Genomic DNA, 14,420 nt, shown 5'->3' with positions numbered 1-14,420 from the left:
GATCCGGGGCGGGATCTGGGGCTGTATCGAGACTCATCACACTGCCTCCTCATGATGTCCCGTCGGGACCATCGGCGGGCCGGTGTCTCCAGGAAAGCAGAATGAGCTCAAGCTTTTCTGCAAACCGGTTCCGCCTTCGCTCTGGTCAGGCTGGGCCTCAGAATAGTGGTCTTCAAGATAGGCCTGGCCCGGGGCCAGGAGGCGATGACGGGTGTTCCCCGCGGCGGGCCCGTCCATGCTCACCCCTTCAAGCGTAGCAGCGCGTGGCGGCAGTGCCAGGACTTCTGACAGTGATGACAATCGAGATGACTATGGTCTATAGGGGAGAAAGCAGTATCGCTACGGGGCCGGCTGCGTGCCACCCTGCCGAGTAAATCCATCCGGGGTACTGTCCGCGTCCGTTGCCTGCCTCAGCAGGGCGCCGAGCAGGTGCTGGTAGTGCTGCATACGCCGGTCAACGCGCCGGCGCTGCCGCCACATGCTGCACGGCCTCCTCGGTGAACGGGATCGGCAGCAGGTCATACAGATGGCCACCAGCGCTGCACCAGGACAGGTGCTCGGTGTAGGGGACGATGCTGTGCGTGTCCAGAAACTGTTTCACGCGCCCGAGAAAGGCTTCATCCAACGGTGCCGGCCCGCCCAGCGACAGGGACAGACCGTAGGCCACCAGCGGTCGCTAGGCGGCGAGTTCGTGCAGATCCCTGCGCCACACGCCGCCCAGGTCCATCCAGTTCTCCGGGGCGAGTTCGAGAAGATCGATGGCGTCCGGTATCCCGGCCCGGAGGGCGGGCAGGATCTCCCGCCTCAGGCCGAGCCCCGCACCCTGTAGCTGTACATCCTGCATGGAGGACCTCCGGTCGAGCGTCCACGGACGCCGGCATTCAGTATAGCCTCGGCCGGGTAGCTGCTGCCCGGCGGGCCCTGTCGGCGCGGGACGCAGTGCCGAGGACAGTGGTTGGGGCGAAGGTCATGGATGCCTTGAGCCTGTGGCCTGCCCGCGTCGCGGGTATTTGTATTTGACCGACTGGTCTACTATAGTCGCGGCATGACCCAGGAACAAGACACCCGCCAACGCATCGTCAACAGTGCCCGCGACCTGATCTACAGCCGCAGCTATGCCGACGTGGGCGTGGCCGAGATCTGCACCCGGGCCGCAGTGAAGAAAGGCAGTTTCTACCACTTCTTTCCCAGCAAACAGGAGCTGAGTCTGGCGGTGATCGACGCACTGCAGACGGGCCTGGAGGAGCAGGTATTGATCCCCGCGTTCGCACATGATCTCCCGCCCCTGCACCGCCTGGAGCGCTTCATCACCATACTGTATGAATTCCAGCGCGACACCGCCGCCTCGAACGGACACCTGCTGGGCTGCCCGTTCGGCAACCTGGCCTTGGAACTCGCCACCCGTGACGAGGTGATCCGGCACAAGCTCGCAGCCGTGTTCGCCGGGATCCAGGCGCGCTTCGAGCAGGCCCTGAACGAGGCCCGGACGGCCGGTGAGATCGACGGCGTGGATATCCCGGCCACCGCCGCGGCCATGCTCGCCTATCTTGAAGGCATCCTGTTGCTGGCCAAGACGGCCAACGACCCGGAGGTGATCCGGCGTCTGGGTCCGGCGTTCGCGCAGATCCGTATCGATCTGCCCGCGAGCTGAGCGTTTTTTGGCTGGAACTTTGACCGACCGGTCTACCCAAAGAGAAAGGAGGGATATCTCATGCAGAGATCGGGGCACCTCGGCCGACTCAGGCGCGCATCCGATGAGCGAGCCTGCTATCGCCGTCCCCGCAACCTACCGGCGTGAGTGGCTGGACGGGTACGGTGCGCGCGGTTGGAAGCTGGACGTCTCCATCGGCGAGCCGAGCGTCATCGCCGCAACCGCCGCGCACGGCACCCGCATACCCACGTCCGTCCTCGTGCATGACATCGTAGATCATCATCTCTGCGGCTTCGGCATCGGCGGCCATCGCAACGAGGCGATGGCGCTGCTGCAGCTCGCCTCGCGTACCGGCACGGACCCGCGTCCGGATTTCAGGCAGATCATCGACGAAGACCTCATGCACGGCCATTGCAACGGTGAAAGCCTGCAGTCCTTCCTGCCCGACGGGCTCACGGCCAGCATCCCGGCCACTGCCGGCGATGATGGCAAGTCCCTCGTCGATGTCCTGCGCGCACGCCTTGGCGACGAGGCGCTGCGCGCACTGCTCGTGGAGCATTTCATTGCGATCGGGCGTTCGGTACAGGCCACGGTGGAGGCCCGCTGGCGGCGGCTGGGTCTGGATTATCGACGTCGCGGCGCGCTGGGCCTCACCCTGCAGCGGCTCCTGGTCCGCATCGACACACTCGTGTGCGAGGCGGACTGGGAACATGCGCATAGTAGCTTCATCATCGGCAACCATCGGTGTGCGGTCGTCATGGACGTCCCCAGTTCGGCCCGTTTCACCGCCACGGTCGGATGACCCGTCATCCGGGGGCATGGCCGCGGGCACTGCTCAACGCAACTGACTGTCCTTGCTGGCGCTGCGATTGAAACCGGCAAACGTCGTCTGCCCTTCTTCCCGTTCCGACTGGCACCTGATACAGAAACGGACACCGGGGACCGCCTTGCGACGCGCCTCTGGAATAGCCGCCTCACATTCCTCACAGTGACTCAGGCCTGCACCATCTGGCAAACGCTCCCGTGCCTGTTTCACCCCGTCCTCGACAGTCGCGTCAATCTGATCCTGCACAGCCCCATCACGGGCCCAACCGACAGCCATAATCCACTCCTGCTTGAAACCACACCCTGCGCTGCGGGTGGGATTTCACATCTATCTATAGCGTCAGCGCACCGGAATCACTTCGGGATCACTCCCTGTCAAGTAATCATACACCATCGCTACAGAACCAATTCACACTGCCCACAGGCAAAAACTCCGCTGTCGTAAGTTACCGCAAATCGTGTAGCGTCATTACAGCCTGGCTCGGGCTGGATAGGCATGCGCCTACCGTTTTGACTATGCTTGCCTGGAGCGGAATACCGCAACGCGCGCTGAAAGGAAACAGGTTTATTTTCACTGCAGCGCCTTCTGAGTGTTTCTGTGGCTGAAATCATTTTTCCATTTTTGGTCGATCCGGCTGCGCAGGTCACTGAATTTGCATCGACCCTGCCGACCAGGCGTGAGGGCGTCCCATCCGGGTCGGCGGCAAGTGCCGCAGGGAGACGGGCCTTGGTCTCTTTTTCCTTGGCTTGGGCCAAAAATAAAGCGCTTACATCGAACTAACTATTATGGGCCTGTAGAAATTGTAATGTCGGCGTCATGCTGGGGACAGGAACTGGCCGTTATGCTATCAGCCTGACAACTCGACACTACCGGCTCATTCGATTTTGCCTGTCTAGTGCCTGGTCATCTTGAGACCTGTATTCATAGGGCAAATTGATAAAAACCACCCGCCCTGCTCAGCGTGTTGATATTGGCAGGCTGTGTACAGGAACCGATCCGCCTGCTGCACGACGGTACTGCCTCGCGAAAATTACGGGATATTTTCGAACTGAATGGTTTGAGGAGCCCACAATGAATCACTCCCATGACAGCAGGCAGGAAGCGCAACCTCAGCACGACATGGCGAAGGGGCACCGCCGTCATTCCGGCAACGGCAATTCCAATGCGTCCAGACAGCAGGCGGACCCTCACAGTCAGCATGATCATGCCGCCATGATCGCGGACTATCGCCGGCGGTTCTGGTTTTCGCTGGTTATTACGCTGCCCATCCTGGCACTGTCGCCGATGATCCAGTCTTTCTTCGGCCTCAGGCAGTCTCTGGCATTCGCTGGCGATACCTATGTCCTGCTGCTGCTCTCATCGGTGGTGTACTTCTATGGGGGCTGGCCCTTTATCAGCGGCTTGTTCACGGAGCTCAGACAACGCCAGCCCGGGATGATGACCTTGATCGCCCTGGCGATCTCGGTCGCCTATTTTTACTCGGCGGTCGTGGTGCTCGGCCTGGCGGGCAAGATCATCTTCTGGGAACTGGCCACCCTGATCGATGTGATGCTGCTGGGCCACTGGATCGAGATGAAGTCGGTCATGGGTGCATCGGGCGCGCTGGAGGCCCTGGTCAAACTCATGCCGACGGTGGCTCACCGCCTGGCAGACGATGGCAGCACTGAAGAGGTACCGGTGGCGGAGATCAGGCCCGGAGACCGGGTACTGGTCAAACCCGGTGAAAAGGTACCGACCGACGGCCGGATCATCAGCGGCAGGACCAGCCTCAATGAATCCATGCTGACCGGCGAATCCACGCCGGTTGAAAAAGAGGAAGGCGACGAGGCCATCGGCGGGGCCATCAACGGCGATGGCGCCATTACGATCGAAATCAGCAAAACGGGCGACGAGACCTATCTTTCCCAAGTCGTCGAGATGGTACGCCAGGCGCAGGCATCGCGTTCCCGCACCCAGGACCTGGCCGACCGGGCCGCCCAGTGGCTGACCTATATCGCCCTGTCCGCCGGCGGATTGACACTGGCAGTATGGCTGGTGCTGGGTCGGGCCTTCGATTTTGCGCTCGAACGAATGGTCACGGTCATGGTCATCACCTGCCCGCATGCCCTGGGCTTGGCGGTCCCGCTGGTGGTGGCGGTCAGTACCAGTCTGGCCGCAAGAAGCGGCTTGCTCATTCGTGACCGCAGTGCCTTCGAGCGGGCGCACAGGCTGCAGACCATCGTCTTCGACAAGACCGGCACGCTCACCGAAGGTCGCTTTGGCGTGAGCGACGTGGTGGTGCTGGGTGAGCGTGGCGAGGATGAGATGCTGGGCCTTGCCGCCGCACTGGAAAGCCAGTCCTCGCATCCGATCGCCGCCGGGATCGTGCGCTCGGCGCAGGATCGTGGGATTGCGCTGCAGCCCGCCTCCGACTTTGAAAATCTGCCCGGCAGCGGGGTACAGGCGCGCGTCGATGGCCGCCTGGTGCGCGTGGTCAGTCCCGGTTATCTGCGCAGGGAAAACATTCAGGTGCAAAACGATGCCCTGGACCGCCTCATGCAGGAGGGAAAGACCGTCGTGTTCATCCTGGAAGAGAACCACCCGATTGGCGCAGTCGCCCTGGCGGACATCGTGCGCGAGGAATCCCGCGAGGCGATCGAACGACTCAAGGCCATGGGTATCCAGTGCATGATGCTGACGGGCGATGCCGAGGCCGTGGCCCGCTCCGTGGCGAAGGAGTTGGGACTCGATGACTACTTTGCCGAGGTACTGCCGGATCAAAAGGCCGTCCGGATACGCGAGCTCAGGCAACGCGGTCTGCGGGTGGCGATGGTGGGTGACGGTGTCAACGATGCCCCGGCCCTGGTGGAATCCGATCTCGGGATTGCCATCGGCGCCGGTACGGACGTGGCCATCGAGTCGGCCGATATCGTGCTGGTCCGTTCCGATCCGCGCCATGTGGCCGACATCATTGCACTGTCCCGCGCCACCTACAGCAAGATGATTCAGAACCTGCTGTGGGCCACGGGCTACAACGTCTTCGCCATCCCGCTGGCCGCGGGGGTGGCCTACGGCATCGGGATCGTGCTGACTCCCGCCTTCGGTGCCGCATTGATGTCCCTCAGCACCATCATCGTCGCCATCAATGCCAAACTGCTGGGCGTCAATCATGCTGGAACGAATGGACGCAAAGCCAGTGAGGCGCGCCAGTGACAACAAATCATGATGTGATTGTCTTATTGAGCAGTAGTCAATCACACCATTCCATGACTGGCTGCCATGCCGGTCGTTCATCAGTGAGCATGATGCTCTTTAGACACTATCAGGAGAAACTGTCATGAAACATTTGATAAAAGCCAGCGCCATCATCATCGTCCTGGCCTCTCCTCTTGCGTATGCCGCAACCGGCAACAGCGGGATGGCCAACATGCAAGAACGCATGAAGGAAATGGATCAGACCATGCAGCAGATTCATGCCGAAAAGGATGTGGATACGCGTCAGAAACTGATGCAGAAACATATGCAGCAAATGCGTGAAGGCATGGGCGAGATGAATACCATGATGGGTGGACGCGGTAAGATGATGGGCAATATGGGTGGTGGCATGGGAATGTCGGGTGGTACCTCCCAGGGGAAACAGGGCATGGGCATGATGGGCAAGAGCTCGGGTGGTATGAAGGATGGCGCTATGCAGAAATCCCCGGGCGCAGGCATGTCACAGGAGCAAATGGAAGAGCGCATGAATATGATGCAGATGATGATGGACCAGATGCAGGAGCATCAGCAGCAGTATGAAAAAACCCATCCGTGACAGTATGTCTGACCCAGTAAGCAGCGGCCTCATGGCTGCTGCTTACTCATGCTTTCCGACTGTAGCGAATGAGTGACGTAATCAAGGACACACACTCCAACTGGAATCCGGCGAGGTATAATCATGCATTCTGACCACTGGGAATGGGGATTTGGCTTCGGGCATGGGCTGGTCGGGATGGTATTCTGGCTGATCATCTTTGCAGTGATTGCTGCTGTGTTTTTCGGCCTGTTGGGTTCCGGAACGCGCCGTGGCCGGCAAAGCCCTCGCGAGATCCTGAAGGAACGCTATGCCAGAGGTGAAATCGACCAGGAAGAGTACGAACGCAAGCTCAAGGATATCGACCGATAATCTGCGCCGGGGCTTGCGAGATCACGGCGCGGGTATACGGCTGCCTGGCGGCCGATAAATGACAAATCACCTGCCAGAACTTCAAGTGAGCTCTTCATAAGGGCTGCATTGCGCGGCCCTCCTGCTGACCGCCTGAATCTGACCTCCCTGGGGAACGCCAGAGATTTCCTGTGCTTCGAGCAACGTCGAGTTGTGCATGTCGTCAAGATCGAGCGGGATACCGGCCCCCCCGGGGCTGGGTCTGCCGAACACGCTGTACGCGCCGGACTCGACCATGATCGACCTGTGCCTGACGATGTTGCCGTGAGCGCCGTTTGGCAGCACCAAAGCCGCCGTGAAGTCGCATTTTCAATTACACGACACCACGAGACCAACACCAGTGTTAACCACCTGCAAATTGAGAGAAATCGACAACACTCCGGGAATATGTGATCAATTCATACCGATAACAAGGAACGAACGATGCGCTGCACAGATCACCCAAAATTCAGGAGAATTCCAGAATGAGCGAAGCACGCCGTGACGATTGGGATCCGCGAGACACATCGATCCTGGCCGACCAACGACGCGAGTATGACCAGATGCGGGAGCGCTGCCCGGTCGCGTATAGCGAATTCATGGGCTGGTCGTTATTCCGACATGAGGATATCGCCGGTGTCCTGGCCGATGCAGATACGTACAGCAACGCATCACGGCATCTGGCCATCCCGAACGGCATGGATCCACCCACGCACGGTCGTTATCGGGCAGCGCTCGAGCCGAACTTTACTGCGGCGCAAATGGCGAAGCTCGAGCCACATGCCCGCGCGATCGCCGTAAACCTCCTGGGACCGTTACTCTCCGGTGATGAAACGGAATTTATGGCTGGCTTTGCCATGCCCTTTGTCATGAAGACATTGTGCAGCGTACTCGGCTGGCCCGAGCAGCACTGGGAATGCCTGGGTGGTTGGACACACGGCAGTCGGCAGGCGGCCTTCAGCAAGGACTCCGCGGCCGGCAAGGCCCTGGCCAGTCTTTTCTCGGAGCATGTCAAGATCAACCTGGCTGCGCACCGCAGCACGCCGAATGACGAGACCGACGCCACAGACCGGCTGCTGAACACCAAGGTCGATGGCGTGCCGCTTGACGACGATCAGATCGTCAGTGTCCTGCGTAACTGGGCCGCCGGACATGGCACCGTCGCGGCCGCATTGGGCAACGTGGTCCTGCATCTGGCTCAAGAACACGAACTGCAGGATCGACTGCGGCATGATCCATCACTCATCCCTGCCGCCATCGAGGAGATCCTGCGGGCGGACGGCCCGCTGGTTGCCAACCGGCGCACGACGACGCGGGAGGTGGCGATTCAGGACCGGGTCATTCCAAAGGGTGGGACACTGTCGTTGATGTGGATTGCCGCCAATCGTGATCCGCGCGTGTTCGACGATGCGCATGCCGTCAAGATCGAGCGGGATGCCGAGCCCAGCATGGTCTGGGGCCAGGGTATCCATGTATGCATGGGCGCCTCCTTGGCCAGACTCGAACTGCGTGTGGCGATCGAGGAACTGCTCGCGCACACGAAACGCTTTGATTTCGCCGCCGATGCCCCGCAGCGAACCACGTATCCCAGCAACGGCCTTGCGGTGCTCCCCTTGCGGCTTGGTTGATACTTCGATACTTCAGCAAAAAGTAAACCCAACTTGCTGGCGCAGCGGTGGTCTTTTGCTGTAAGCGGGGGTGACAGGTTCCGTTACATAAAAGGGCCGCATTGCGCGGCCCTCATAACGACTACCTGAATATGGCGTCCCCTAGGGGAGTCGAACCCCTGTCGCCGCCGTGAAAGGGCGGTGTCCTAGGCCTCTAGACGAAGGGGACAGGACTGAGTGCTTGCGTTATTCGTCTGGACGGTGCAACTGGGTGACCACCACACCGGTGAGCAGGGCCACGAAGCCCAGCGGCACCAGGATGAGCAGGTTGACCGCGATCCCCTCCGCATCCCGGAACATGGCCGTGAAACCACCGACCAGCCCGACCACACTGAGCAGGATACCGAGGTACACTGCGACCCGACCGAAGCGGTGCATGAACCGTCACTTCAAACGCAAGGCAAAAAATTGGTGGAGCTAGTCGGGATCGAACCGACGACCTCTTGCATGCCATGCAAGCGCTCTCCCAGCTGAGCTATAGCCCCACGCGGAGCGCGAACTTTACGCCAGGCGCGCTTCGACTGTCAACCTCCGCCAGCGGGGAAAACTGCCTTTTTTCTCTCGGTTTGGCGACATCTTGCGGGGACCGGCGGGGTATACCTGACCAGGCCCGTGCGCAAGGTGATACGCCTTGACCCCCAGACGTGCATCACGGGTTGAGGTCCCGCGTCTGATAGCGGAAAAAAGAGGGCAGCGAAAAAAAGGGAGGGTGTTTGCGCACCCTCCCCCTCATCACCGCACCGTCGGGTGTCAGCTGCTCTCTTGGACCATGTAGGCAACGGCGGACTTGACCTCGTCGTCGGACAGGCTCGTGAAGCCACCCTTGGGCGGCATGTAGCCCTTGGCACCCTTGTAGCCTTCGATGGCATGCTTATTCAAGGTGTCCATACCCTGCGCGATACGTGGCTCCCAGTTGGCCTTGTCGTCCAGCTTGGGGGCACCGGCCGCACCGGTGGCGTGACAGGCCATGCACTTGGATTGGTAGACACTCTTGCCGACCGCCAGATCGACGTCAGCTGCCGGGGCAGCGGCGGGGGCGGTCTCACTGGTGGCCGCTGCTCCGGCGGCTGCATCGCCGGCCGCAGTGGCGGCCTGGTCGGCCATATCGGCGGCACCGGCCGCGGCGGCCTCGGCCGCTTCACCAGCCTGTTCAGCGGCCTGTTCCGTCGCCGCACCGGCGTCGGCGGCCGTCTGCTGGGCCGTGTCCATCGCCTGGCTGGTCATATCCTGGGCCTGCCCTGTGGGCGATGTGCCCTGATTATCGGCATCACCCTTGTCACCGCAGCCGGCCAGGGCCAGTGCGGAACAGATCAACAATAATTTGAATGGCTTCATCGGAATTTCCTCAGGTCAGTGGGCGGAGTACGGTTCCAGCGTTCTTCTATTTTGATTCCAATCCGGCGGCGTCAGCACAGTCCGACGCGCCACCACGGACATATCTGCCGTGCGGGCCGGCCACCGGCATTGTGCGCAGGTGCCGACTGTAACAAGCACCCGGCTGGGGGACAACCGCTCCCGGATCAGGCCTGCGGCAAGGCGTCGATGTAATCGAGCGCGCGCTGCAGACGCGCGAGCACCCGTTCGCGCCCAATCAGATGTACCGTCACGTCGATCGGCGGCGATACCGTCCCGCCGGACAGCGCGACGCGCAGCGGCTGCGCCACCTTGCCGAGCTTTTCGCCGGTGGCCTCGGCCACGGCAACGACGCAAGTGTGGATCAGCTCCGGCTGCCAGTGGACCAAAACGGCCAGTTGCTCCTTGAGCGCCGCCAGCAGCGGTCGCGCCGCGGCGGTCAGGTGCTTCTGTGCGGCCTGCTCGTCGTAACGCTCGAATTCACCGTAGAAATAGGTGCTGTTGGCCGCCATCTCCACCAGTGTCTTGGCGCGTCCCTGCTGTGCCTTGACCACCTCGTGCAGTGGCGGCGCCGGTGCGGGGTCGAGGTTCAGCCGACCGAGGTGGTAGCTGAGATGACGCGCGACGTGGGCGGGATCGCTGTCCTTGATGTACTGCTGATTGAGCCACAGCAGCTTGTCGGGATTGAAGCAGGAGGCGGCCTTGTTGACATCCTTCACATCGAACAGCTCGATCATTTCGCCGATGGTGAAGACCTCCTGATCTCCATGGGACCAACCCAGGCGCACCAGATAGTTGAGCAGCGCCTCGGGCAGATAGCCATCCTCGCGATACTGCATCACGCTGACTGCACCGTGACGCTTGGACAGACGTTTGCCGTCTGCGCCGAGGATCATCGGCAGGTGTGCGTACTGCGGCGGGGTGGCGCCGAGCGCGCGCAGGATGTTGATCTGGCGCGGCGTATTGTTCAGATGATCATCACCGCGGATGACATGGGTGATGTCCATGTCGGCGTCGTCGACCACGACAGTGAGGTTATAGGTCGGCGTACCGTCAGTGCGCGCGATGATGAGATCGTCCAGCTCGGTGTTCTGGAACACCACGCGACCACGGATGCGATCCTCGACGACGACCTCGCCCTGTTGCGGGTTGCGGAAACGGATCACATAAGGCGCATCGGGCGCAGGTGGCGTCGCACCATCACGGCAGCGGCCGTCGTAGCGCGGCTTCTCCTTGCTGGCCATCTGGGCTTCGCGCAGCTTCTCCAGGCGCTCCTTACTGCAATAGCATTTGTAGGCATGGCCGTTGTCGAGCAGTTGCTGAATGATGACGCCGTAGCGGTCGAAGCGCTTGGTCTGGTAGAACGGACCCTCGCTGTAGTCCAGCCCCAGCCAGGTCATGCCCTCCAGAATGGCGTTGACCGATGCCTCGGTGGAGCGCTCCAGATCGGTGTCCTCGATACGCAGGATGAATTGGCCACCGTGTTTGCGGGCGTACAGCCACGAAAACAGTGCGGTGCGGGCACCGCCGATGTGCAGATAACCCGTGGGACTGGGGGCGAAACGGGTACGGACGGTCATGTCGGTGCAGGTCCCCTGGAAGGCGCGTGACAGGGCGCGAAAGCGGCATATTGTAGCCGAACGCCCGACCCGTTGTCCGGATGCCGCCACCCGCGCCCCGCCTCCTGGTTGACCCCTACGGGAACGGGCCCTAGAATGCACTTCCCTGCGCCGGGACCGTCTCTAGGAGTCGGATCTGGCCGCGGGGACTCCAGGCGCCAGCCAGTAAAAATGGGCGCGTAGCTCAGCGGGAGAGCATCGCCTTCACACGGCGGGGGTCACAGGTTCAATCCCTGTCGCGCCCACCATATCTTTCGAGGACTTACGAGCCCTCTGCCAGATATGCCCTGCCATTCGGGACACGTTTGGGACACGCCGTCCCGGACTGCCCAGCCGCTCCAGCCGCTATACGTTGCATCCCATGAAGGTCAGAGGGCAGCAGGACAACCACGGTCGGAGATCCCTTCGGGCAGATCGGGCGTAGCGCCGCTGCTGCGCTACGACGGTACGGAAATACCCAGGTAAGAACGCGCACTGCAGCGCTGTGGGGTGTTGAGGGAACTGCCGCTCAGAACCCACCGATATAGGCATAACCGTCGTTCTGCAACTCGATCAGGCGGGTATACCCGTCATGCACGATCGTCACGCCGGGCAACACGTCGGGCGCCGTCCAGCCCATCGACCGCATCGTGCTGTGGCAGATTTCCACACTCACCCCCAGGTCCAGCAGGTCCTGGGTGATCGCCGCGTTGAGGTTGGCCGCAAAGGGATCATCGATGGCCATCCAGTAGGTCTCCTCGATCAGCAGGAACTTCGCGGCATCGCCATGCAGCACCAGGTGGATGTCAAGCTGATCGGGTGCCACCTGCTGCTTGTGGTAGGCCTCGATCAGACCGCGTGCGTAATACAGTCCCCTGCTGATGCCGGCCGTCGCCTCATCGGAATGGATATCGTAGACCACGCGATAATGTGCCTGCGGATCGACGCGTACCAGTGGTCGATCCTCCGGCGCGGGTGTCACCGCCATGGCCGCCGGTGGACCCGTCAACCCGAGCACGCAACCGATCACGCAGATGATTCTCAGGTAGCTCATGAGCGACCTCCGCTGAACCTGAAATGTCAGGTGTGTATAGGCAGTATAAACCGCCTTTTTGGTGACTCGCAGCGCGTAGTCGCGGCTGATCGGTGTCGGCACCTGCGGTCGGCAGGCCTTGCCGAATCGCCCATCAGCGGGTAGATCGGCGCCACCCCGAAGTACTGATTGAAGATGCAGATCCCTAAGGCTGCGCGGCGCGCTCGATCGGCTGGGGAAAACCTGGCGTTGCCCCGCAGGGCGATGGCCGGATTTTTACTGGCGGACGGGATCAGCGGCTATTCAGGGCCCGGAAACCCAATGCCACGTCATCCGGATCGGCTCCCGGCGCGATAAACAACCGGGCGTGCACCCGTTCCGGGTCGATGCCGGCTGCTTTGACGGCCTCCCGGGGCAGGGTGGCCAGCCACCAGGCCAGTGCTGCCTGGGTGCGGGTTTCCACCCAGGGTTCCAGTGCCTCCGACGTGCGTTCCCGATAGGCGTTCAGCCCGGCATCGTAAAAGCGCGCCACATTCCGCAACAATTCCTGTTGCCGATCGACTGGCGCGGTACCGGACGCACTGTGATACAGCTGCCAGGCGATGCCGGGCCAGACCTGCGCGGGCAGATAACCTTCCAGTTCCGGTTTCCCTTCGGGGGACAGGGCATGCAGGTACCCCTTGTCCGTGCGCAGGTGACGGTCCAGACCCTCGAGCGCCGCGCCCGCCCATGCCAGCAGCGTGGGATCTTCCAGTGCTTCCGCGGCCCGCACCAGCGCGGCGATGGCCTGGCCCGAGGCGTCGGCGTAGCTGGTGCGGTCCACGACCGGTGGGGCCAGGGTCAGGCGTGTCGCGCGCGGCTGGGCATAGTAGCAAGGATCCGAGTGCTGGCTGGTATGGAAACGCTGTTCATCGGGTTGCCAAAGGTGGGCCTCCAGATAGTCGAGGCCGCGTTCCACGACGGTGCGGTAACGGTCTTCCCCGAGGCGCGCATAGGCATCGGCGAACAGCCACAGGAAGGCGGCGTTCAGGTCCAACCGCTTGGAGGTCTCCAGGGCACGCTTACTATCGGGCTGGTCCGGATCATGGAAGAAGAAGAAACCGCCTTCCTCGTGGTCGGCGAGGTCTTCGATGACCTGGTCCAGCAACCCGGGCATGCGCTCGCGCCAGGTTTCCTGGTGCAGGAGAAAGGACAGCGTCCACGGCTGCGGCCGCTTGCTCAGGGTGCCGAACATGGCGCTACCGCCGAGGCGCCGGGTGTTCGGGTCGTACACCTCATCCAGCATCTTCAGGAAGGCCTCGACACTGTCGATGGGCGCGTCAGTGGGTGTGAGTTCGCGCCCGGTGATCGAGATCTGGCGGCGCCCTTCGGTGAGTATCCGCACCAGGTCGCCGGCCCCCACATGGCCCGTGAAGCGGCCCCGGATCTCGTCACGGGCGTCCAGGATCACCACGAACGGCAGGCCGCGGCCGCCGTAGCGGGTGAACAGGTCCCGCCGCCGGTCGAGATCGATCAGGACCGGGATATAGCCGGCGTGGAGGCTCGCCACGACCCCGTCCTGCTCCAGGCTTTCCTCCTGGAAATCCCGGCACCAGCTGCACCACTGCCCGTGGAAATACAGGAACAGGGAACGGTTTCCGGACCTTGCCTGCTGGAACAGGGACGGTTCGAAGTGCTGCCATTCGATCCGGGACCCGGCCGGGTATTCGTCCGGCGTGGTGTCGGCGAATACCGTGGCCAGCGCCTGGACCAGAAACAGGAAAACCAGGTGTGTCAGCCCATTTCCGCAGCCACGCCGGCCAGGGGATGCACGCGCAAGTTTGCCTGTCGGCCTTTCTGCGTCATGGTGATGTGTACGGTTGCTCATGTCCGTTTGGATACCGGCCGGCCGGCAAAATTCCCGGCAACCGGTGCGGATCGAGGACGCCGACTGCAGCGCGAGCGGGATTACGATCTGTGTATAGGCAGTATAAACTGCCTTTTTGGTGACTCGCAGCGCGTAGTCCCGCCTGATCGGTGGCGGCACCTGCGGTCGGCAGGCCTTGCCGAATCGCCCATCAGCGTGTAGCTCGGCGCCACACCTCAGCATCCGCCCCGGTGACGGCCTCGCCGGCGCACTTCTCCCCCCCCCCC

General features: G+C 62.0%; 12 protein-coding genes, 3 tRNA genes and 1 pseudogene. 7 read left to right on the top strand and 9 right to left on the bottom strand.

The genetic code is table 11. The features are described 5' to 3' along the window. Positions 1-454: 454 nt before the first annotated feature. A pseudogene (locus K8I04_01430) lies at positions 455-844 on the bottom strand (DUF692 domain-containing protein). 201 nt (positions 845-1,045) lie between these two features. Between K8I04_01430 and K8I04_01425 the strand changes: the two are divergent. Together K8I04_01425 and K8I04_01420 are read left to right on the top strand one after the other, a co-directional pair. Further along, the gene (locus tag K8I04_01425) at positions 1,046-1,651 is read left to right on the top strand and encodes a TetR/AcrR family transcriptional regulator (protein ID MBZ0070381.1); all 606 of its coding nucleotides are present in this window, start codon (positions 1,046-1,048) and stop codon (positions 1,649-1,651) included. 103 nt (positions 1,652-1,754) lie between these two features. Next, positions 1,755-2,453 (top strand): hypothetical protein, encoded by a 699-nt coding sequence (locus tag K8I04_01420; GenBank protein ID MBZ0070380.1) that lies wholly within the window; start codon positions 1,755-1,757, stop codon positions 2,451-2,453. Between the two features lie 33 nt (positions 2,454-2,486). On the opposite strand, the gene K8I04_01415 is transcribed toward K8I04_01420, so the two are convergent. After that, positions 2,487-2,753: a DksA/TraR family C4-type zinc finger protein gene (locus K8I04_01415; GenBank protein ID MBZ0070379.1), complete on the bottom strand. Its 267-nt coding sequence runs from the start codon at positions 2,751-2,753 to the stop codon at positions 2,487-2,489. Positions 2,754-3,548: 795 nt separating this feature from the next. Between K8I04_01415 and K8I04_01410 the strand changes: the two genes are divergently transcribed. The 4 genes from K8I04_01410 to K8I04_01395 all read left to right on the top strand — a co-directional run bounded on the left by K8I04_01410 (position 3,549) and on the right by K8I04_01395 (position 8,264). After that, complete coding sequence (locus K8I04_01410; protein ID MBZ0070378.1) at positions 3,549-5,669, top strand: copper-translocating P-type ATPase; 2,121 nt, start codon at positions 3,549-3,551, stop codon at positions 5,667-5,669. 124 nt (positions 5,670-5,793) lie between these two features. Continuing rightward, positions 5,794-6,267 carry a hypothetical protein gene (locus K8I04_01405; GenBank protein ID MBZ0070377.1) on the top strand — a complete coding sequence of 158 codons (474 nt, stop codon included), beginning with the start codon at positions 5,794-5,796 and terminating at the stop codon, positions 6,265-6,267. 123 nt (positions 6,268-6,390) lie between these two features. Further along, positions 6,391-6,618: an SHOCT domain-containing protein gene (locus K8I04_01400; protein MBZ0070376.1), complete on the top strand. Its 228-nt coding sequence runs from the start codon at positions 6,391-6,393 to the stop codon at positions 6,616-6,618. Positions 6,619-7,121: 503 nt separating this feature from the next. Then, positions 7,122-8,264 (top strand): cytochrome P450, encoded by a 1,143-nt coding sequence (locus K8I04_01395; GenBank protein ID MBZ0070375.1) that lies wholly within the window; start codon positions 7,122-7,124, stop codon positions 8,262-8,264. A 132-nt stretch (positions 8,265-8,396) separates the two neighbouring features. Here K8I04_01395 and K8I04_01390 read toward each other — a convergent pair. The 5 genes from K8I04_01390 to gltX all read right to left on the bottom strand — a co-directional run bounded on the left by K8I04_01390 (position 8,397) and on the right by gltX (position 11,236). Further along, a tRNA-Glu gene (locus tag K8I04_01390) sits at positions 8,397-8,472 on the bottom strand. A gap of 17 nt (positions 8,473-8,489) precedes the next feature. Then, entirely contained in the window at positions 8,490-8,681 is a 192-nt protein-coding gene (locus tag K8I04_01385; protein ID MBZ0070374.1) for a hypothetical protein, read from the bottom strand. A gap of 31 nt (positions 8,682-8,712) precedes the next feature. After that, positions 8,713-8,788 (bottom strand) — tRNA-Ala (locus K8I04_01380). 265 nt (positions 8,789-9,053) lie between these two features. Then, positions 9,054-9,407 (bottom strand): c-type cytochrome, encoded by a 354-nt coding sequence (locus K8I04_01375; GenBank protein ID MBZ0070373.1) that lies wholly within the window; start codon positions 9,405-9,407, stop codon positions 9,054-9,056. A gap of 416 nt (positions 9,408-9,823) precedes the next feature. Then, a complete protein-coding gene (gene gltX, locus K8I04_01370; protein ID MBZ0070372.1) occupies positions 9,824-11,236 on the bottom strand; it encodes a glutamate--tRNA ligase in 1,413 nt (470 codons plus the stop codon). A 212-nt stretch (positions 11,237-11,448) separates the two neighbouring features. Between gltX and K8I04_01365 the strand changes: the two genes are divergently transcribed. After that, positions 11,449-11,523 (top strand) — tRNA-Val (locus K8I04_01365). 260 nt (positions 11,524-11,783) lie between these two features. Here K8I04_01365 and K8I04_01360 read toward each other — a convergent pair. Together K8I04_01360 and K8I04_01355 are read right to left on the bottom strand one after the other, a co-directional pair. Further along, on the bottom strand, positions 11,784-12,308 hold the full coding sequence (locus tag K8I04_01360; GenBank protein MBZ0070371.1) for a DsrE family protein: 525 nt from the start codon (positions 12,306-12,308) through the stop codon (positions 11,784-11,786). A gap of 271 nt (positions 12,309-12,579) precedes the next feature. Continuing rightward, the gene (locus K8I04_01355) at positions 12,580-14,154 is read right to left on the bottom strand and encodes a DUF255 domain-containing protein (GenBank protein ID MBZ0070370.1); all 1,575 of its coding nucleotides are present in this window, start codon (positions 14,152-14,154) and stop codon (positions 12,580-12,582) included. Positions 14,155-14,420 lie beyond the last annotated feature (266 nt).

The organism is Gammaproteobacteria bacterium (genome assembly GCA_019911805.1).
Taxonomy (GTDB): domain Bacteria; phylum Pseudomonadota; class Gammaproteobacteria; order Thiohalobacterales; family Thiohalobacteraceae; genus JAHJQQ01.
Note: the sequence above shows the minus strand (reverse complement) of the source record. Positions and strands in the feature narration are given on the sequence as shown.